The sequence below is a fragment of the Micrococcus luteus NCTC 2665 genome, from assembly GCF_000023205.1.
Classification (GTDB): Bacteria; Actinomycetota; Actinomycetes; order Actinomycetales; family Micrococcaceae; genus Micrococcus; species Micrococcus luteus.
The window spans coordinates 1,230,341-1,249,877 of the sequence record NC_012803.1 but is presented as its reverse complement, the minus strand read 5'-3'; the positions used below and the strand labels follow the sequence as shown (position 1 = coordinate 1,249,877).

The 19,537-nt window shown below is 73.3% G+C and carries 19 protein-coding genes; 10 read left to right on the top strand and 9 right to left on the bottom strand.

Annotated elements, in window-relative coordinates:
• Positions 1-44 precede the first annotated feature (44 nt).
• A complete protein-coding gene (serB, locus tag MLUT_RS17315) occupies positions 45-881 on the top strand; it encodes a phosphoserine phosphatase SerB (RefSeq protein ID WP_010078694.1) in 837 nt (278 codons plus the stop codon).
• Positions 882-954: 73 nt separating this feature from the next.
• On the opposite strand, the gene MLUT_RS17310 is transcribed toward serB, so the two are convergent.
• Together MLUT_RS17310 and fabG are read right to left on the bottom strand one after the other, a co-directional pair.
• A complete protein-coding gene (locus MLUT_RS17310; protein WP_010078695.1) occupies positions 955-1,713 on the bottom strand; it encodes an SDR family oxidoreductase in 759 nt (252 codons plus the stop codon).
• 37 nt (positions 1,714-1,750) lie between these two features.
• Positions 1,751-2,497: a 3-oxoacyl-ACP reductase FabG gene (fabG, locus tag MLUT_RS17305; RefSeq protein ID WP_010078696.1), complete on the bottom strand. Its 747-nt coding sequence runs from the start codon at positions 2,495-2,497 to the stop codon at positions 1,751-1,753.
• A 173-nt stretch (positions 2,498-2,670) separates the two neighbouring features.
• Here fabG and MLUT_RS17300 point away from each other — a divergent pair, with 173 nt between their 5' ends.
• Genes MLUT_RS17300 through MLUT_RS17290 form a run of 3 tightly spaced genes read left to right on the top strand, consistent with a single transcriptional unit; the run spans position 2,671 to position 4,420 of the window.
• Positions 2,671-3,138 carry a DUF3099 domain-containing protein gene (locus MLUT_RS17300; RefSeq protein WP_010078697.1) on the top strand — a complete coding sequence of 156 codons (468 nt, stop codon included), beginning with the start codon at positions 2,671-2,673 and terminating at the stop codon, positions 3,136-3,138.
• On the top strand, positions 3,135-3,506 hold the full coding sequence (locus MLUT_RS17295; protein ID WP_010078698.1) for a hypothetical protein: 372 nt from the start codon (positions 3,135-3,137) through the stop codon (positions 3,504-3,506). The genes MLUT_RS17300 and MLUT_RS17295 overlap by 4 nt, the downstream gene beginning before the upstream one ends.
• Positions 3,503-4,420 carry an SURF1 family cytochrome oxidase biogenesis protein gene (locus tag MLUT_RS17290; protein WP_010078699.1) on the top strand — a complete coding sequence of 306 codons (918 nt, stop codon included), beginning with the start codon at positions 3,503-3,505 and terminating at the stop codon, positions 4,418-4,420. Before MLUT_RS17295 ends, MLUT_RS17290 begins: the two co-directional genes overlap by 4 nt.
• Before the next feature lie 30 nt (positions 4,421-4,450).
• On the opposite strand, the gene abc-f is transcribed toward MLUT_RS17290, so the two are convergent.
• Positions 4,451-6,049 carry a ribosomal protection-like ABC-F family protein gene (abc-f, locus tag MLUT_RS17285; RefSeq protein ID WP_010078700.1) on the bottom strand — a complete coding sequence of 533 codons (1,599 nt, stop codon included), beginning with the start codon at positions 6,047-6,049 and terminating at the stop codon, positions 4,451-4,453.
• Positions 6,050-6,171: 122 nt separating this feature from the next.
• Here abc-f and ypfJ point away from each other — a divergent pair, with 122 nt between their 5' ends.
• On the top strand, positions 6,172-7,119 hold the full coding sequence (gene ypfJ / locus MLUT_RS17280; RefSeq protein ID WP_010078701.1) for a KPN_02809 family neutral zinc metallopeptidase: 948 nt from the start codon (positions 6,172-6,174) through the stop codon (positions 7,117-7,119).
• Between the two features lie 108 nt (positions 7,120-7,227).
• Here the strand turns inward: ypfJ and MLUT_RS17275 are convergent, their stop codons facing one another.
• The 5 genes from MLUT_RS17275 to MLUT_RS17255 form a co-directional block, all read right to left on the bottom strand.
• Entirely contained in the window at positions 7,228-7,554 is a 327-nt protein-coding gene (locus MLUT_RS17275) for a metal-sulfur cluster assembly factor (protein WP_002855327.1), read from the bottom strand.
• A 1-nt stretch (position 7,555) separates the two neighbouring features.
• On the bottom strand, positions 7,556-8,320 hold the full coding sequence (gene sufC / locus MLUT_RS17270) for a Fe-S cluster assembly ATPase SufC (RefSeq protein ID WP_010078702.1): 765 nt from the start codon (positions 8,318-8,320) through the stop codon (positions 7,556-7,558).
• Between the two features lie 46 nt (positions 8,321-8,366).
• Positions 8,367-9,605, bottom strand: coding sequence for a Fe-S cluster assembly protein SufD (gene sufD, locus MLUT_RS17265; RefSeq protein WP_012750873.1), 1,239 nt, complete (start codon positions 9,603-9,605; stop codon positions 8,367-8,369).
• A 1-nt stretch (position 9,606) separates the two neighbouring features.
• On the bottom strand, positions 9,607-11,079 hold the full coding sequence (gene sufB, locus MLUT_RS17260) for a Fe-S cluster assembly protein SufB (protein ID WP_012750872.1): 1,473 nt from the start codon (positions 11,077-11,079) through the stop codon (positions 9,607-9,609).
• An 84-nt stretch (positions 11,080-11,163) separates the two neighbouring features.
• Positions 11,164-11,793: a helix-turn-helix transcriptional regulator gene (locus tag MLUT_RS17255; RefSeq protein ID WP_010078705.1), complete on the bottom strand. Its 630-nt coding sequence runs from the start codon at positions 11,791-11,793 to the stop codon at positions 11,164-11,166.
• Between the two features lie 205 nt (positions 11,794-11,998).
• Between MLUT_RS17255 and MLUT_RS17250 the strand changes: the two genes are divergently transcribed.
• From MLUT_RS17250 to MLUT_RS17240, 3 genes are read left to right on the top strand one after another with little or no spacing between them, the layout of a single operon-like run.
• Positions 11,999-12,964 (top strand): ABC transporter ATP-binding protein, encoded by a 966-nt coding sequence (locus MLUT_RS17250; protein WP_012750871.1) that lies wholly within the window; start codon positions 11,999-12,001, stop codon positions 12,962-12,964.
• A complete protein-coding gene (locus tag MLUT_RS17245) occupies positions 12,961-13,737 on the top strand; it encodes an ABC transporter permease (RefSeq protein ID WP_010078707.1) in 777 nt (258 codons plus the stop codon). Before MLUT_RS17250 ends, MLUT_RS17245 begins: the two co-directional genes overlap by 4 nt.
• 42 nt (positions 13,738-13,779) lie before the next feature.
• On the top strand, positions 13,780-14,796 hold the full coding sequence (locus tag MLUT_RS17240) for a COX15/CtaA family protein (protein WP_010078708.1): 1,017 nt from the start codon (positions 13,780-13,782) through the stop codon (positions 14,794-14,796).
• 89 nt (positions 14,797-14,885) lie between these two features.
• Here the strand turns inward: MLUT_RS17240 and MLUT_RS17235 are convergent, their stop codons facing one another.
• Positions 14,886-15,866, bottom strand: coding sequence for a heme o synthase (locus MLUT_RS17235; protein ID WP_010078709.1), 981 nt, complete (start codon positions 15,864-15,866; stop codon positions 14,886-14,888).
• 262 nt (positions 15,867-16,128) lie between these two features.
• On the opposite strand from MLUT_RS17235, the gene tkt reads away from it, so the two are divergent.
• Complete coding sequence (tkt, locus tag MLUT_RS17230) at positions 16,129-18,303, top strand: transketolase (RefSeq protein ID WP_010078710.1); 2,175 nt, start codon at positions 16,129-16,131, stop codon at positions 18,301-18,303.
• Positions 18,304-18,363: 60 nt separating this feature from the next.
• Positions 18,364-19,482 (top strand): transaldolase, encoded by a 1,119-nt coding sequence (gene tal, locus MLUT_RS17225; RefSeq protein WP_010078711.1) that lies wholly within the window; start codon positions 18,364-18,366, stop codon positions 19,480-19,482.
• The last annotated feature ends 55 nt before the right edge of the window (positions 19,483-19,537 follow it).

Below are 19,537 nucleotides of genomic sequence, written 5' to 3'. Positions count from 1 at the left end.
ACGCACGCCCGGCCGCGCCCACACCCCCACCTAGGATGCCGCGCATGAGCACCCTGCGCCGCCTCGTCGTCACCGCCGACCCCGCCCTCCTCCTCACGGACGTGCCCCCGATCGGCGTGCCGGACGACGCCGAACGGCTCAGCGACGACGGCCTGCTGGGCTGGCGCTTCACCGCGGACGAGTGGGCGGCGGCCCCGGAGCCGGGCTCCGGGTGGGACGTGCTCACGCTGCCGGCGGCGGTCGCCGCCGCGCCGGTGCCCCTCGTGGTGACGGACGTGGACTCCACGCTGATCCGGCAGGAGGTCATCGAGCTGCTCGCTGCCCACGCCGGCCGCGAGGCCGAGGTCGCCGAGGTGACGGAGCGGGCGATGCGCGGTGAGCTCGACTTCGCCGCCTCGCTGCACGCGCGCGTCGAGGCGCTCGCGGGGCTGCCCGTGGGCGTCGTGGCGGATGTGGTGCGGGCCATCCGGCCCACCGACGGAGCCCTCGCGCTGATCGAGGCCGTCACCGCGGCCGGCGGCCGGGTGTGCGCGGTCTCCGGCGGCTTCACCCAGGTGCTCGCCCCGCTGGCCGAGGCGTGGGGCGTGCACGCCTACTGTGCCAACGAGCTCGAGGTGCGGGACGGGCACCTGACCGGGAGGGTGCTCGGCGACGTCGTGGACCGCGCGGCGAAGGCCGCCATGCTGCGCGCCTGGGCCGAGGACGCGGGGCTCACCCCCGAGCAGGCCGTCGGCGTGGGCGACGGCGCCAACGACATCGATCTGCTCGAGGCGGCCGGCTGCGGCGTGGCGCTGTGCGCGAAGCCGATCCTCCGGGAGCACGCGGACGTCGTCGTCGACGTGCCCTCCTTCACCCCCCTGCGGTGGCTCCTGGGTCTCTGAGGCGCCCGCGCCCGGAGGTCACGAGGGCCGGATCCCACGGATCCGGCCCTCGTCGTCAGGGGTGTGGTGGGGTTCAGTCCTGCCCGAGGAAGTCCTCGGCGCCGCCCACGAGCTCGGTGTGGCCGACTTCGAGGTCCTCGCGGCCCACGAGGGAGGCGATCTCGGCGGCGAACTCCTCCACGGAGTAGAGCTTGCCGGCGGCCTCGCGGCGGGCCTCGATGGCACCGGGCTCGGCGCGGTCGAGCAGGGTGGCGGTGATGGTGCCCTCGATCATGTCGCCGGAGACCACCACGAAGCCCACGCCCTTCTCGGTGAACGCGGGGATGCGCTCGCGCAGGGCGTCCTCGCCGGCGCGCTTGGAGCGGGCCACGGGCTCGTAGGAGTCCATCGTGGCGACCTCGTCGATGAAGTGCGCCTGGTGGGAGGTCACGAACACGATCTGCCCGCCGGCGCCCATGCGCGCGAGCGCGGCGTCGGCCAGCGCGGCCTGGGCGTCACGGTTGAGCTTCATGGCGTAGTCCTCGCCGAACTGGGACTCCATGCCGCCCGAGGCGTTGAGCACGAGCACGTCGAGCGAGCCGAAGTGCTCCACGGCGGCGTCCAGCAGCGCGGCCCGATCCTCGGCGATGGTCACGTCGCCGCCCACGGCCACGGCGCGGCCGCCGGCGTCCTCGATCCTCTGCACCACCCTGTTCGCGCGCGGCGCCTTCTGGCGGTAGTTCACCACAACGCCCGCGCCGCGGGCGGCCAGCAGCTCGGCGGTGGCGGCGCCGATGCCGCGGGAGGAGCCGGTGACGACGACGCCGCGTCCGGCCAGGTCCTGCTCGGTCATGTTCTGTGCTTCCTGTCTGCTCAGCGGTCGGTGGTCGTCAGTGGCCCATGCCCAGGCCGCCGTCCACGGGGATCACGGCCCCGGAGATGTACGCGGCCTCGTCCGAGGCCAGCCAGCGCACGACGCCGGCCACCTCCTCCGGGGCGGCGAAGCGGCCGGCCGGGATGGACGTCTTGTACTGGGCCTTGAGCGCGTCGTCGAGGGACTGCGTCATCTCGGTGTCGATGTAGCCGGGGGCCACGACGTTGGCGGTCACGCCGCGCGCGCCGAGCTCGCGCGTGATCGAGCGGGCCATCCCGACGAGGCCGGACTTGGAGGCGGCGTAGTTGACCTGGCCGGGCGAGCCGAGCAGACCCACCACGGAGGAGACCAGGACGATGCGGCCGCGCTTCAGGCGCATCATGCCCTTGGTGGCGCGCTGCACCACGCGGAAGGCGCCGGTGAGGTTCGTGTCGATCACCGAGGTGAAGTCGTCCTCGGACATGCGCAGCAGCAGCTGGTCGTGGGTGATGCCGGCGTTGGCCACGAGCACCTCGACCGGGCCGTGGGCCTCCTCGACCTCGCGGAAGGCCGCGTCCACGGAGGCCGCGTCCGTCACGTCGGCCCGGACCGCGAGGACCCCCTCCGGCCCCTCCCCCGAGCGGGAGGTGATGGCCACCCGGTCGCCGTTCGCGGCGAACGCCCGGGCGATGGCCAGGCCGATGCCGCGATTGCCCCCCGTGACGAGGACGCTGCGGCCGGCGGCCTGCGCGTCCGCTGCGGGCGTGGTGGTCTGATCGGCCATGGGAACACCTTCCGGACGGGACGGGACTAGACTGGAGCACCGGCGCGGCGCCGTCTCGACGCCGTCCTGCGGGACGCCGCCGAGGGCGGGCGCGCCGGCATGTGAACCACCACTCTACGTCCGCGGCCGCACGGGGGCCCTCCGCAGGGCGCGACGTTCCAGGAGGATGCGCCATGACCAGCTCCGCCGCCGGCTCCCGAGCCGGCCGTCCCGCCCGCGCCGGGCGCGGGGCGACACCGGAGGTCCAGGGGGTCACCACCGCCGCCGCCGGCCGCAGCGCGGACCGGGAGGCGCGCATGAGGGTCTACCTGGTCCAGATGCTGGTCCGCACCGCCTGCTTCCTCGCCGCGCTCTTCGCCCACGGCTGGTGGCAGCTCGGGTTCATCCTCGGCGCGGTCGTGCTGCCCTACGTCGCCGTCGTGCGCGTGAACAACACCGGCCCCCAGCAGGCCGGCACCTTGCGCGCCGTGCCCGCCCAGGGACCGGCTCTGGCGCCCCGCCCCGACGACACGGCGGCGCCCGAGCCGGTCGTGCTCACCGGCGACCTCGTGGACGACCCGCGCGACCGTGCGCCCCGGGCGCTGGGCCGAGGGTCCTCGTCCGCCGGCGGTCCCGGCCTGCCCGGACGGGGCGCCGCGTGACCGGCGCGGTCCCGGGTGAGCCGGGCATCGACCTGCTGGGCGCCCTCGCGTCCGGCCGCCTCGACCCCGCCGCCGGTGCCTCCACCGCCCGATCCCCGCACGCCGCCGCGGACGGGCCCGAGCGGCCGGTCTGCTCGCGTCGCGGCTGCACCGCGGAGGCCGCCTGGGCCCTGGAGTGGAACAACCCGCGCGTCCACGCCCCGGACCGGGTGAAGACCTGGCTGGCCTGCGTGGACCATCGGCCATTCCTGGACGACTTCCTGAGCGCCCGCGGCTTCCTGCGGCGCTCCCGCCCGCTCGACCCGCCCGCCACGGAGGCGCCCGAGGTCGACACGCCCGAGACCCCGCAGGAGCCCCCGCGCCCATGAGCACCCCCGCCCCCATGACGGCCCCGACCGCCCGCGACGCCCAACGCCTGCCTCCCCTGCGCTTCGGCTTCCTCGCCACCGGCCCGTGGATCCTCGGCTTCGTGGTGTGCGTCCTCTTCGCATTCCTGTGCCACGCGCTCGCCCAGTGGCAGTGGGACCGCCGCGTGGAGGTCCAGCACCGCGTCAACCGCGTCCTGGAGAACTACGACGACGACCCGGTCCCGTTCGCCGAGGCCTCCCGGCTGTTCACCGCGTTCCAGACCGAGGACGAGTGGACGCCCGTGACACTGACCGGCGAGTACCTCGTCGACGAGACGCTCATCGTCCGCAACCGTCCCCGCGCCGGCCAGCCCGGCTACGAGGTGCTCGTGCCGTTCCGGACGGACGAGGGCCCCGTCGTCGTGGTGGACCGCGGCTGGCTCCCGGTGGGCAACAGCCCGGGTCAGCCGGACGCCGTGCCGGCCCCGCCCGCCGGCCACGCCGAGGTCGTGGTGCGGGTCAAGCCCGGGGAGCCGGCCCTGGACCGCGACGCCCCGGACGGCCAGGTGCCCTCGATCGACCTCGCCGAGATCGCCGACACCGTGGGCGGGCCCGTGGCCGGGACGGCCTACGGGATCATGGTCACGGAGGACCCGGCGGTGGGGTCGATGCCGCAGAAGCTCGTCGAGCCCACCCTGGACGAGGGCCCGCATCTGTCCTACGCGATCCAGTGGTACCTGTTCGCGGCCATGGGCTTCGGGGTGTGGGGGTACTCCGCGTGGATGCGCGCCCGCAACGATCGGGCCGACGCCCTCGACGGCGCCGCGGACGACGGGCTGCTCTCCGCGCAGAGGGCCCCCCGTCCCAAGCCGGTCCGGCGGCGGCGCGACGGGCTGCTCACGGACGAGGAGGCCGAGGACGCGCTCTTCGACTGATCCCGCCCTCCGCCTCGGCGGCCCGCGCACTCAGGCCAGGGTGATGAGGTCCCTGTAGTCGTCGTTCCAGAGGTCCTCGACCCCGTCCGGCAGCAGCACCACGCGCTCGGGGTCGAGCGCCTCGACGGCGCCCTCGTCGTGGGTCACGAGCACCACGGCGCCCTCGTACTGGCGCAGCGCGTGGAGGATCTCCTCGCGGCTGGCGGGGTCGAGGTTGTTCGTGGGCTCGTCCAGCAGCAGCACGTTCGCGCTCGAGGCCACGAGCGTGGCCAGCGCCAGGCGGGTCTTCTCGCCGCCGGAGAGGACGCGGGCGGGCTTGTCGACGTCGTCGCCCTGGAAGAGGAACGAGCCGAGCAGCGTGCGCGCCTGGGTGTCGCCGAGCTGCGGGGCGGCGTGGCGCATGTTGTCCAGGACGGACGCGTCCTGGTCCAGGGTGTCGTGCTCCTGGGCGAAGTAGCCCAGCTTGAGCCCGTGGCCCGCCTGGACCTCGCCGGTGTCCGGGGTCTCCTCCCCGGCGAGCATGCGCAGCAGCGTCGTCTTGCCGGCGCCGTTGTAGCCCAGGATCACCACCCGCGAGCCGCGGTCGATCGCCAGGTCCACTCCCGTGAAGATCTCGAGCGAGCCGTAGGACTTGGAGAGGTTCTCGGCGCGCAGCGGCGTCTTGCCGGAGGCCTGCGGGGTGGGGAAGCGGATCGCGGCCACGCGGTCGACCGCGCGCTCGCCCTCGACGCCGCGCATGAGCCGCTCGGCGCGCTTGATCATGTTCTGCGCGGCGGTGGCCTTGGTCGCCTTGGCACGCATCTTCTCGGCCTGGGCCATGAGGGCCGAGGCCTTCTTCTCCGCGTTGGCGAACTCCCGGTGGCGGCGCGCCTCGTCCTGCTGGCGCTGGGCGAGGTAGTTCTTCCACGTCATGTTGTAGACGTCCATGGTCTGCCGGTTCGCGTCCAGGTAGAGGACCTTGTTCACGGTCATCTCCATGAGCTCCACGTCGTGCGAGATCATCAGGAGGCCGCCGGAGTAGGTCTTCAGGTAGTCGCGAAGCCACACGATCGAGTCGTGGTCGAGGTGGTTGGTGGGCTCGTCCAGCAGCAGGATGTCCGCGTCGGAGAAGAGGATGCGGGCGAGCTCCACGCGGCGGCGCTGGCCGCCGGAGAGGGTGTGCAGCGGCTGGTCCAGGACGCGGTCCGGCAGGCCGAGGTTGGACGTGATCCGGGCGGCCTCGGACTCGGCTGCGTAGCCGCCGCGGGCCTCGAACTCCGCCTCCAGGCGGGAGTAGCGGTTCATCGCCCGCTCCCGCTCTGCGTCGTCGACGGCGGCCATCCCGGCCTCGGCCTCGCGCATGCGCCGGATGGTCTGGTCCAGGTCGCGGGCGGAGAGGATGCGGTCACGGCCGGACTGGTCCATGTCCTCGACCTTGGGGTCCTGGGGCAGGTAGCCGATGCGACCGGTCCGGGTCACGGTGCCCGCCGTGGGCTGCCCGCCGCCGGCCAGGACCTTGGTCAGCGTCGTCTTGCCGGCGCCGTTGCGCCCCACGAGGCCGACCTTGTCCCCCTTGTCCACGCGGAAGTTCACCTCGTCCATGAGGAGACGGGCGCCCACGCGCAGTTCGACATCGGTGACGGTCAGCATGGGGGTGTCAGACTCCAGGGGTCGAGGGAAGAACAGGGGTGCACCGGCGGGGCCCGGCCGACCTCGACGGGCGGGGGCCACTGCGGTGCCGGGCCAGTCTAGTCCGTCTACACTCTGGCCCCATGAGCTTCAACGAGAACGTGCAGATCGACGCCGGCCGGGCCCGATCGGGCGGTGGCGGCGGGCTGGGGGGCCGGGGCATCGCCATCGGCGGTGGCGGCGGCCTGCTCGCGTTGCTGCTCGCGATCTTCGCCCCCGGGCTGGCCGAGCAGCTCGGGATCGACACGGGTGGCGGGTCCGTCGGCCAGAGCCAGTACCAGCAGCAGACGGGCCCGGGCGGCCAGAGCCAGCCCCTCTCGGACGAGGAGTGCGCCAGCGGTGCGGACGCCAACCAGAACACGGACTGCCGCGTCATCGCGACCACCGAGGCCGCGGACGAGTTCTGGGGCGAGTACCTCGCGCAGTTCTCGGACATCCAGTGGCGCCAGCCGCAGCTCACCCTGTTCCAGGGCGGCGTGAGCACCGGCTGCGGCAGCGCCTCCTCGGCCACGGGCCCGTTCTACTGCCCGGCGGACGAGTCCATGTACTTCGACACCGCGTTCTTCGATACGCTGCAGACCGACTTCGGCGCCGAGGGCGGGCCGCTGGCGGAGGAGTACATCGTGGCGCACGAGTACGGCCACCACGTCCAGCACGTCACCGGCTACCTGCAGCACTCCAAGGACGGGACCACCGGCCCGACCTCCGGCGCCGTGCGCGCGGAGCTGCAGGCCGACTGCTTCGCCGGCATGTGGGCCGGGCACGCCGCCTCCACCGTGGACCCCGAGTCCGGCGCGCCGTTCCTGAAGCCGATCTCGCGGGACCAGCTGCGCCAGGCCATCGACGCGGCCTCCGCCGTGGGCGATGACCGCATCCAGTCCACCCACACCGGTCGGGTGGACCCCGAGGCGTTCACGCACGGCACCTCCGAGCAGCGCATGGCCTGGTTCATGCGCGGCTACCAGAGCTCCCAGCAGGAGCCGGACATCCGTCAGTGCGACACGTTCCGGGCCTCCTCCCTGGACATCTGAGCCGGGAGCCCCGGGGCACCTGCGGGCCCGTCCGCACTCCCCCACCACGACGGCGGCCCGTCACCTTCGCGCAGAAGGTGACGGGCCGCCGTCGTGGTCCGGGCCGGATCAGATGTTGAAGCCGAGGGCGCGCATCTGGTCGCGGCCGTCCTCGGTGATCCGCTCGGGGCCCCACGGGGGCATCCAGACCCAGTTCAGCCGCCACTCGTCCACCATGGTGCCGATCGCGCGGGAGACCTGGTCCTCGATCTCGTCCGTGAGCGGGCAGGCCGCGGTGGTCAGGGTCATGTCCACGAGCAGCGCGCCGTCGTCGGCGTAGTGCAGCCCGTAGAGCAGGCCCAGGTCCACGACGTTGACGCCCAGCTCCGGGTCGATCACGTCCTTGAGGGCCTCACGGATGTCCTCCGTGGGCGCCTGGTTCGTGGTCTCCGTCATCTCAGGCCCCCGCCGCGGCCTTCTCGAAGCGGGCGTAGCCCTCGGCCTCGAGCTGCTCGGCGAGCTCCGGGCCGCCGGACTCGGCGACGCGGCCGTCCACCAGCACGTGCACGTGATCCGGCTTGATGTAGTTGAGGATCCGCGTGTAGTGGGTGATCAGCAGGGTGCCCATCTCGTTCTGCGCCTGGGCGCGGTTGACGCCCTCGGAGACGATGCGCAGCGCGTCGACGTCGAGGCCGGAGTCGGTCTCGTCGAGGATCGCGAACTTGGGCTTGAACAGCTCGAGCTGGAGGATCTCGGCGCGCTTCTTCTCGCCGCCGGAGAAGCCCTCGTTGACGTTGCGGTTCATGAACGCCGGGTCGATCTGCAGGGCCTCGAAGGCGCCCTTGACGTCCTTGGTCCAGGTGCGCAGCGAGGGGGCCTGGCCGTCGAGCGCGGTCTTGGCGGTGCGCAGGAAGTTGGTCATGGTGACGCCCGGGATCTCCACGGGGTACTGCATGGCCAGGAAGAGGCCGGCCTGCGCGCGCTCGTCGACGCTCATCTCCAGCACGTCCTCGCCGTCGAGCGTGATGGAGCCGGAGGTGACCTCGTAGCGCGGGTGGCCGGCGATGGTCGAGGCCAGGGTGGACTTGCCGGAGCCGTTCGGGCCCATGATCGCGTGGGTCTCGCCCGTCTCGATGGTCAGGGAGAGGCCCTTCAGGATCTCCTTGGGGCCGTTCTCGGTCGCGATCTGCACGTGCAGGTCGGTGATCTGCAGGGTTGCCATGGTGGTTCTCCTCGGGTGGAAGGCGGTGGGGTCTGCGGGGCGTCGGTCAGAGCTGCGCGATGCGGAGCTCGTCCTCCATGACGGCGGTCAGCTCGTCCTCGACGTCGCCGACACCGATCTTCTGGATGATCTCGTTGAGGAAGCCGCGCACGATCAGGCGGCGGGCCTCGGTCTCGGGGATGCCGCGGGCCATCAGGTAGAACAGCTGGGTCTCGTCGAAGCGGCCGGTCGCGGACGCGTGGCCCGCACCCTCGATCACGCCGGTCTCGATCTCCAGGTTCGGCACCGAGTCCGCGCGCGCCCCGTCGGAGAGCAGCAGGTTCTGGTTCTTCTCGTACGTGTCCGTGCCCTCGGCCTCCTTGCGGATCAGCACGTCGCCCACCCACACGGTGCGCGCGTCCGTGCCCTGCAGGGCGCCCTTGTAGAGCACGTTCGAGACGCAGTCCGGCTGGTTGTGGTCCACGAACAGGCGGTTCTCGAGGTGCTGACCGGCGTCGGCGAAGTACAGGCCGTACATCTCGGCCTCGCCGCGCTCGGCGGCGAACCGCGCGGTCGGGGTCAGCCGCACCACGCCGCCGCCGTAGGACACGGCCACGTGCTTGAAGTGCGCGTTCGTGGCGACCGAGGCCTGCTGGGCCGAGACGTGCACGGCATCGCCCTCCCAGGCCTGCAGCGCGACCACGTTCAGGCGGGCGTCGCGGCGCACGTCGAACTCGACGTTCTGGGCCAGCACGGCGGTGCCGCGGTGGGCGATCACGACGTCGGCCTGCGCGTTCTCCTCCACGAGCACGGTCAGGTGCATCGCGGCCGGGTCTGCGGAGGAGCCGACGACGTCGATGCGCACCGGCTCGGCGACCTCGCCGGAGATCGTGACGACGGTGGCCTCGGAGACCGAGTTCCAGGCCGCGGCGGACACGCGGTCGTCCGGGGTCAGGACGGAGCCGACGCGGGCGTCGGCGCGGGCCACGGTCTCCACCGTGACGCCGGCCTGCTCGGCCACGGTCACGGCGGGCGCGGCGCCGGTCAGGCGCGCGTCGTCGCCCTCGGGCAGGTGCAGCCCGCCCAGGCGCTTGAGCGGGGTGAAGCGCCAGTCCTCCTCGCGCCCCGTGAGCACGGGGAAGTCGGACAGCTCGAAGGAGCTGAGGCGATCGGCGCGCGAGCCCGCGGCGTTGCGCTCCCGGCCCCCGGCCCGGGCGGCCGGGTTCTGCGCGACGGTGAGCTTCTCGCCCTCCTCGCCCATGCCCGGGATCATGGTCCGCTGGGTGTTCTCCACGGTGTCGGTCATGTCAGCCCACCGATCCTTCCATCTGCAGTTCGATCAGCTTGTTGAGCTCGAGCGCGTACTCCATGGGCAGCTCGCGGGCGATCGGCTCGATGAAACCGCGCACGATCATGGCCATGGCCTCGTCCTCGGACATGCCGCGGCTCATGAGGTAGAAGAGCTGCTCCTCGGACACCTTCGAGACGGTCGCCTCGTGGCCGAGGGTCACGTCGTCCTCGCGGATGTCGATGTACGGGTACGTGTCGGAGCGGGAGACCGTGTCCACGAGCAGGGCGTCGCACACCACCGAGTTGGCGGAGCCGTTCGCGCCCTCGGCGATCTGCACCAGGCCGCGGTAGGCGGCGCGGCCGCCGCTGCGGGCCACGGACTTGGACACGATCGAGGAGTTCGTGTGCGGGGCCATGTGCACCATCTTGGAGCCGGTGTCCTGGTGCTGGTCCTTGCCCGCGAACGCGACGGAGAGGGTCTCGCCGGTGGCGTGCTCGCCGGTCAGGTACACGGCCGGGTACTTCATGGTCACCTTGGAGCCGATGTTGCCGTCGATCCACTCCATGGTGCCGCCGGCCTCGACCACGGCGCGCTTGGTCACGAGGTTGTACACGTTCGTGGACCAGTTCTGGATGGTGGTGTAGCGCACGCGGGCGTTCTTCTTCACCACGATCTCCACGACGGCCGAGTGCAGCGAGTCGGAGTTGTAGATCGGGGCGGTGCAGCCCTCGATGTAGTGCACGTACGAGTCCTCGTCCGCGATGATCAGCGTCCGCTCGAACTGGCCCATGTTCTCCGTGTTGATGCGGAAGTAGGCCTGCAGCGGGATCTCCACGTGCACGCCCTTGGGCACGTACACGAAGGAGCCGCCGGACCACACGGCCGTGTTCAGGGAGGCGAACTTGTTGTCGCCGACCGGGATCACGGTGCCGAAGTACTCCTCGAAGATCTCCGGGTGCTCCTTGAGCGCGGTGTCGGTGTCGAGGAACACGACGCCCTGCTCCTCCAGGTCCTCGCGGATCTGGTGGTAGACGACCTCGGACTCGTACTGGGCGGCGACGCCGGCCACGAGACGCTCGCGCTCGGCCTCGGGGATGCCCAGGCGCTCGTAGGTGTTGCGGATGTCCTCGGGCAGGTCCTCCCAGGTCTTGGCCTGGCCCTCGGTGGAGCGCACGAAGTACTTGATGTTGTCGAAGTCGATGCCGGACAGGTCCGGGCCCCACGCCGGCATCGGCTTGCGCTCGAAGTACTTGAGGGCCTTGAGGCGCAGGTTGCGCATCCACTCCGGCTCGTCCTTCTTGCCGGAGATGTCGCGCACGACGTCCTCGTTCAGACCGCGGACGGCCTTCTCGCCGGCCGCGTCGGAGTCGGCCCAGCCGTACTGGTAGGCGCCGATGGCGTTGAGCTCGGGGTTCTTGTCGAGGATCTCCTGGATCACGCCGGGGTCGGCGGTCTCCGCGGAGTCCCGCTGGACGATCTGGTCGGTCATCTCAGCCTCTCTCACTAGTCACTGCGGTCGGGGTCGGTCGGGTGGTCGGGTGGTCGGCGGGAGCCGGGGCGAGGCCCGCGCGGCTCAGTCGCGGCCCAGCGGCACATGTGTGGTGCACACGTGGGCGCCGGCGGCGAGGGTCGAGAGCCGGCGCACGTCCACCTCGAGCAGGCGGGCGAACAGCGCGGTCTCCTCTTCACAGAACTCCGGATGGCGGGCGGGAATTCCCTGGAACGGGCAGTGCCCCTGGCAGACCTGGTCCGCGCGGAGGGTGGGCGCCAGGCCCGCGCCGAAGTGGCGCAGCGTGCCGGCGTAGCCGGCCTCGTCGAGGACCCGGGCGAGGATCCGGGTGCGGTCCTGGAGCGCGGTCTCCCGGCCGCCGACGGCGGCCGTGAAGCGCTCCTCGATCTCACGGAAGGCGTGGCGCGCGGCGCGGCGCACCTCCTCCTCCCCGCCGAGCTCCTCGAGGCGGGCCAGAGTGTCCAGGGCCACCGCGAGGTGGTCCTTGGGCAGGTGCTTCTGCGCGTGCGAGGTGACCACGTAGCGGCGGGAGGGCCGTCCCGCGCCGCGGGCCGCGGTGACCCGCTTGACCTCGACGAGCGAGTCCTCCTCGAGCGCGTCCAGGTGGCGGCGCACGGCGGCGGCGGTCAGCTCCAGCTCGCGACCGATCTCGGCCGCGCTCACGGGTCCACGAGTCAGGACCAGCTGCAGCACACGCTCGCGTGTGCCCTCGGCCGGGGCCGGAGCGGGGGGCGACGCAGACTGATCCGAATACACCACGCCATCATGACCTATTGATCTGGAACGGTTCAAGTGAGGATCGCCTGGCTTGATGACGCCCGCGGCGGAACCCGCGTCAGACCGGGCGCCCCCGGCCCCACGAGCCGGGGCCGCAGGGCCCGAGGACTAGACTGGCACAGTGCCCCGACCTCCCCTGACCCCGGATCCCGTGCCGCGCGACGAGCCCGTCCTGCGCCTGAGCGACGTCCACCGGAACCTCGGCCGCGGCCGGTCCCGCACCCCTGTCCTGCGGGGCGTCGACCTCACAGCCCGTGCCGGCGCCGTCACGGTGCTGCTCGGCCCCAACGGGGCCGGCAAGTCCACCACCCTCGGCCTCTGCCACGGCATGGACCGGCCCGACGCCGGCACCGTGCGCGTGTTCGGCGCAGACCCGTGGCGGGCCTCCGCCGACCTGCGCGCCCGCATCGGCGTGATGTGGCAGGAGGGCGGCCTGCCGCCCGCGATCCCCGCCCGCCGCTTCATCGGCCATGTGGCGTCCCTGTACCGCGACCCGCTGCCCGTCGAGCCGCTGCTCGAGCGCCTGCTGATCGCCGACGTCGCCGGCCGCCCCCTGCGCCGCCTCTCCGGTGGCCAGCGCCAGCGCGTGGCGCTCGCGGTCGCCCTCGTCGGCCGGCCGGACATGCTGTTCCTCGACGAGCCCACCGCGGGCCTCGACCCGGAGACCCGGCCCGTCGTGCACGACGTCGTGCGGGAACAGACCGACCGCGGCGCCGCCGTGCTGCTGACCACGCACCTGCTCGACGACGCCGAGCGGCTCGCGGACGACGTCGCCATCCTGCGCGCCGGCCGCGTGGTGCGCTCCGGCTCGCTGGCCGAGCTCACGCGCGTGGCCGAGGGCGACGTCGTCGACGTGGACTTCGGCGACGCCTCCCCCGACGCCGTCCGCGCCTGGGCCGACACCCTGCCCGCGCCGCTGCGCGTGGCCGGCCTCGACGAGTCCGCCCGCCTGCGGGTGGCCGGCGTCCGCGGCCCGGACGACCTGGCCGTCCTCGCGTCGAGCTGGCGGGAGCACGCCCTGATGCCCACCCGATTCGAGCGCGCCGGACTGCGCCTCGAGCAGATCCTCCGGGAGACCGCCGCATGAGCACGCCCGTCGTCGACCACCGGACCCCGGCCGGCACCGGAGCCCACGCCGGCGCCGCCCCGCTGGCCGCCCGCGTCCTGCGTCAGGCCGGCTACGAGACCGGCACCGCGCTGCGCAACGGCGAGCAGCTGCTCGTCACCGTGGTGCTGCCCCTGCTCGCGCTCGTGGGCGTGCACGTCACCGGCCTGCTGGACACTCCCGGCCGCTCGGGCCTGGACGTGGCCGTGCCCGGCGTGCTGGCCCTGGCCGTGATCAGCTCCGCGTTCACGGCCACCGCGATCGCCACGGGCTTCGAGCGTCGCTACGACGTGCTCGCCGCCCTGGCCACCACCCCGCTGGGCACGCTCGGCCTCGTCGCCGGCAAGGCCCTGGCGGTGGTGGCCCTCCTGCTGGTGCAGGTGAGCGTGATCGGCGGCGTCGGCCTGGCGCTCGGCTGGCGCCCGGACCCCGAGGGGATCCCGCCGGCCCTCGTCGCCCTCGCGCTGGGGGCCGCCGCCTTCACGGCCCTGGGGCTGCTGCTCGCCGGCACGGCCCGGCCGGAGGCGACCCTCGCCGTCGCCAACCTGCTGTGGGTGCTGTTCGGCGCCGTCGGCGGCACGGTGTTCCCCGCCCGGGTGCCCGGCGTGGACCTGCTCCCCTCCGGCGCGCTGGGCACGGCCCTGCGCGCCGCCCTCCTGGACGGGGCCTGGTCCCCCGTCCCCCTGCTCGTGCTCACCCTGTGGGGCGCCGTGGCCGTCGCGGCCGCGCTCCGCTGGTTCCGCTGGCGGCCCTGAGCCGTTCCCCGTCCCCCTGCATCGAACGATCGGAAGGACACCGTGTCCACCACCACCCCCGCGGCCCGGACCGCCCCGGCCGGGCTCGCCGCCCGCCTGCCGCAGCGCCTCACGAAGGCGACCATGGCCCTCGCCGTGGCGTCCCTGGCGTCCGAGATCGGCATCATCGTCACCGGCGGCGCCGTGCGCCTCACCGGCTCCGGCCTGGGCTGCCCCACGTGGCCCACGTGCTCACCCGAGTCCCTCACCAACACCCCGGAGATGGGCATCCACGGCTACATCGAATTCGGCAACCGGACGCTGACGTTCGTCCTGGTGGTCATCGCCGCCGCCATGTTCCTGTCCTTGTGGAACCTGCGCGGCACCCATCGGAGCCCCTTCTGGCTCTCCGTGGGCCTGCTGGCCGGCATCCCCGCCCAGGCCCTCGTGGGCGGCGTCGTGGTCCTGACGCATCTGAACCCGTGGTGGGTGGCCGGTCACTTCATCGTGTCCTCGATCATGGTGGCCGTGGCGACCCTGCTCGTCGTGCGCATCGCGGCCGAGCGCCGCGCCGGCCGGGCGGGCGTGCCCCTCGTCGACGGCGTCACCACCAGCCGGTCCCGCGCCGCCGCATGGGCGGCGTTCGCGCTGACGTGGGCCGCCGTGTACCTGGGCACCGTGGTGACCGGCACGGGCCCGCACTCCGGCGACCCCGGCTCGCCGCGCCACGAGTTCGACCCGCTGCTGGTCACGCGGGTCCACGTGGTCCCGGTGTACCTGCTCCTGGCGGCCGCCCTCGTCCTGTTCTTCACGGTGCGCCGCGCGGCCGGCGCCTCCCGCCTGCAGCGCGCCGCCGTGCTGCGGCTCCTGCTCGCCCTCGTGTTCCAGGCCGTCGTGGGCTACACCCAGCACTTCACGGGCCTGCCGATCGGCGTGGTCCTGCTGCACATGCTCGGCTCGGCACTGCTCGTGGCGTCGGCGACGGAGGCCTGGGACCGGCAGGTCGCCCGCTACGTCACGGCCGGACCCGGCGCCGCGGTCGAGGCCGCCGCGCCCGCGCGCACCGTCGCCGCGGGCTGACCGCCTCCGCGCACGCGAACGGCCCCGCACCGGCAGGTGCGGGGCCGTCGTCGTCGGCGTCCCGGGGAGCGCCCGGGGCGGACCGGCGCTCAGGCGCCGAAGTGCATCAGCGGCGCGCCCACGAACGGGTCCACGGCCAGGGCGATGAACAGCAGCGTCAGGTAGGTGATGGAGAGGTGGAAGACCTTCATGGCCTTGCGGTCCTCGAAGTCCTCCCGCTGGGCCTGCACCTGCAGCACGTGGGACTCCCAGATGAACCAGCCGCCGACGACGAGCGCGACCGCGGTGTAGACCATGCCGGCCCAGCCCATCGGCACGAGCAGGAGGGAGCAGGCCACGGTGGCCCACGCGTAGAGCACGACCTGGTTGGAGACGTGGCGCGCGGAGGCGATGGCGCCGAGCATCGGCACGTCGGCCTGCTGGTAGTCGCGCTTGTACTTCATGGACAGCGGCCAGTAGTGCGGGGGCGTCCACAGGAAGACCACGAGGAACAGCACGATGGCCGGCCACTCGACGGTCCCGCGCACGGCCGCCCAGCCGATCAGCACGGGGAAGCAGCCGGCGATGCCGCCCCACACGATGTTCTGCTCCGTGCGGCGCTTGAGCACGAGCGAGTACACGACCACGTAGAAGAAGATGGCGGCCACGCCCAGGCCAGCCGCCAGCCAGTTGGCGCCGAACCCGAGGATCAGGAGGGACACGACCGTCTGCACCCACGCGAACACGAGGGCCTCGCGCGGGGTGACCTCGCCGGTGACGAGCGGCCGGTTCTCGGTGCGCTTCATGACCCGGTCGATGTCCCGGTCGATGTAGCAGTTGAAGGTGCCGGAGGCGCCGGCGGCGAGCGCACCGCCGACGAGCGTGGCGATCATGGTGAGCACGTCCGGGAAGCCGCGCTGCGCGAAGATCATGGTCGGCAGCGTGGTCACCAGCAGCAGCTCGATCACCCGGGGCTTCGTCAGCTCGACGTACGCCCGCACCTTGCGGCGCAGGGGCAGCGGGGACCGGTCGACGACGCCGGGCTCGGCGGCGACGCGGGCGGCGGACGGCGACTCCAGGGAGGATGACATCTGCTTCTCACGGTGAGGGGACGGTGGGCGTGCCCGTCCCGGGGTTCGGAGCGGCCACTCGGGCGGTCCGCCTGCGGGCAGGCCTTGACCCAGTCTACTCGTGTCAACGGCTGTTCGCCCGGGGGTGAGCCATGTCATGGGGCGCCCGGTCGGGCCCGCCCCGCCGTCGCGCGGCTAGGCTGGGACGACGGCCCCGCGCCGCGACGCCCCGGCGTCGGCCGGGGTCGCGCCCCGACGCTCCCGATCCACCAGGAGAGACCCCGTGACCGACGCCGCGCAGCCGTCCATTCCCCCGACCCTGGACCGGGTGGCCCCGGCCCGCGGGTTCGTCTACTCGGAGCAGGACCGCCGGATGGTCGACACGCTCAAGGCGCTCTCGGCGGACGCCGTGGAGAAGGCCGGGCACGGCCACCCCGGCACCGCGATCTCGCTGGCCCCCGTGGCGTGGCAGCTGTACCAGAACGTCATGCACCTGGACCCCACGGACGACCGCTGGGAGGGCCGGGACCGCTTCATCCTCTCCGCGGGCCACGCCTCGCTCATCCAGTACCTGCAGCTGTTCGCCGCCGGCGCCGGGCTCGAGCTCGAGGACATCCAGGCGCTGCGCACCGAGGGCTCCAGGACCCCGGGCCACCCGGAGTACGGCCACACCCACGGCGTCGAGGTGACCACGGGCCCGCTGGGCCAGGGCCTGGCGATGGGCGTCGGCTTCGCGTACGAGCAGCGCCGCGTACGCGGGCTGATGGACCCCGACGCCGCCCCCGGCACCTCCCCGTTCGACCACCACGTGTTCGTGCTCGCCTCCGACGGGGACATCCAGGAGGGCGTCGCCGCCGAGGCCTCCTCGCTGGCCGGGCACCAGGAGCTCGGGAACCTGGTGGTCGTCTACGACGCGAACCGCATCTCGATCGAGGACGACACGGACGTCGCGTTCACCGAGGACGTGGCGCGCCGCTACGAGGCCTACGGCTGGCACGTGCAGGAGGTCGACTGGACCAACGGTGCCCAGGGCCACGCCGTGACCGAGTACACGGAGGACGTGGAGGCGCTGTACGACGCCCTCGTGGCGGCCAAGGCCGAGACCGGCCGGCCCTCGCTGATCAAGCTGCGCACGGTGATCGGCTGGCCCTCCCCCACGAAGCAGAACACCGGCGGCATCCACGGCTCCAAGCTCGGCACGGACGAGGTCGCCGGCCTCAAGGAGGGCCTCGGGCTGGACCCGACCACGACCTTCGACGTCGACCCCGAGCTCCTGGCCGGCGCCCGGTCCATCGCCGAACGCTCGGCCGAGTACCGCCGCGGGTGGGAGGCCGCGTTCCAGGCCTGGCGTGAGGCCCACCCGGAGAACGCGCGCCTGTACGACCGACTGGCCGGACGAGAGCTGCCCGCCGGCTTCGCGGAGGCGTTCCCGTCCTGGGACGCGGACGAGAAGGGCCTGGCCACGCGCGCGGCCTCCGGTGAGGTGCTCACGGCCCTCGCACCGGTCATGCCCGAGCTCTGGGGTGGCTCGGCCGACCTCGCGGGGTCGAACAACACGACCATGAAGGGCGAGCCCTCCTTCATCCCGGCCCGCCGCTCCACCGCCACGTGGCAGGGCCACGAGCACGGCCGCACCCTGCACTTCGGCGTCCGCGAGTTCGCGGCCGGGGCGATCGTCAACGGCATCACGATCGGCGGCCTGACCCGCGCGTACGTGGGCACGTTCCTGACGTTCTCCGACTACATGCGCGCTGCCGTCCGCCTGGCCGCCCTCATGGGCACCCCGAGCACGTACGTGTGGACGCACGACTCCATCGGCCTCGGCGAGGACGGCCCCACGCACCAGCCGGTGGAGCACCTGGCCGCGCTGCGGGCCATCCCCGGGCTCGACGTCGTCCGCCCGGCCGACGCGAACGAGACCGCGTGGGCGTGGCGGACGGTGCTCGAGCACCGGGACCGCCCGGCCGGCCTCATCCTGTCCCGGCAGAGCCTGCCCGTGCTCCCCCGGGACACGGACGGCTTCGCCCCCGCCTCGGGCGTGGCCCGCGGCGCCTACGTCCTCGTCGACGCCACGGATGCCGACGGCGCGCCGACGCCGGCCCGCGCGCTGCTGATCGCGACCGGCTCCGAGGTCTCCGTGGCCGTGCGGGCCCGCGAGCTGCTGCAGGCCGACGGCGTCCCGACCCGCGTCGTCTCCGCCCCGTGCCTCGAGTGGTTCGCCGAGCAGGACGAGGCCTACCGGGCCGAGGTCCTGCCCGACGGCCCCGACGCCCCGGTCCGCGTCTCCGTCGAGGCCGGCATCGGGATGCCGTGGTTCGAGCACACGGTGACGGCCTCCTCCCCGGGCGCCCGCGTGAGCCTCGAGCACTACGGCGAGTCGGCCGACGGCGCCCGCCTGATGGAGAAGTACGGATTCACCGGTGAGCACGTCGCCGCGGTGACCCGCGGCCTCCTCTGAGGCCCGGCGCCCACGGCGCCCCGAGCACGTCCACCCTCGAAGGGAAGGCACCCGCAGACCATGAGCACCCCGCAGAACCCGAACACCGCCGCGCTGGCCCAGGCCGGTGTGTCGATCTGGCTCGACGACCTCTCCCGCACGCGGCTGGACGAGGGCACGCTCGACGAGCTGATCGCCACCCGCTCGGTCACCGGCGTCACCACGAACCCGTCCATCTTCGCCGTCGCCCTCGCGGACGCGGGCGCCTACCAGGGACAGCTGCGCGAACTCGCCGCGGCCGGCGCCTCGGTGGACGAGGCCGTCGTCGCCCTGACGACCGAGGACGTGCGCCGCGCCGCCGACGTGCTCGCGCCCGTCCACGAGCGCACCGGGGGGGCGGACGGGTTCGTCTCCCTCGAGGTCGATCCTCGCCTGGCCCGCGACGCCGCCGGCACCGTGGCCCAGGCCCGCGAGCTGGCGTCGGCCGTCGGCCGTCCCAACCTCATGGTGAAGATCCCCGCGACCGTGGAGGGCCTGTCCGCCATCGCGGACGTGCTCGGCGAGGGCATCAGCGTGAACGTGACCCTGATCTTCTCGCTGCCCCGCTACCGCCGGGTGCTGAACGCGTGGCTCACCGGCCTGGAGAAGGCCCGGGCGAATGGGCACGACGTCCGCCGCCTCCACTCGGTGGCCTCCTTCTTCGTCTCCCGTGTGGACACGGAGGTCGACGCGCGGCTGCGCGCGATCGGCACCCCCGAGGCCGAGGCGCTGACCGGCCGGGCCGCCGTCGCCAACGCGCGCCTGGCCTACCGCGCCTTCGAGCAGGCCTTGGACTCGGAGCGCTGGCGCCTGCTCGAGGCGGCCGGCGCCCCGGTGCAGCGGCCCCTGTGGGCCTCCACCGGTGTCAAGGACCCCGCCCTGCCGGACACGCTGTACGTCACCGAGCTCGTGGCACCGCACACCGTGACCACCCTGCCGGAGAAGACCCTCGAGGCGGTCGCCGACCACGGGGTGATCACGGCGGACACCGTCACGGGCGCCTACGCCGACGCCGACGCCCTGCTCGACGCGGTCGGCGCGGCGGGCGTGTCCTACCAGGACGTCGTGGACGTGCTGGAGACTGAGGGCCTGGAGAAGTTCGAGACCGCGTGGGAGGAGCTGCTCGGCTCGGTCCGCTCCGGGCTCGACGCCCACCGCTGACCGCACCCGCCCCCGACCCCGCCGCCCGCTCGCCACGCGCACGGAAGGACCCCCC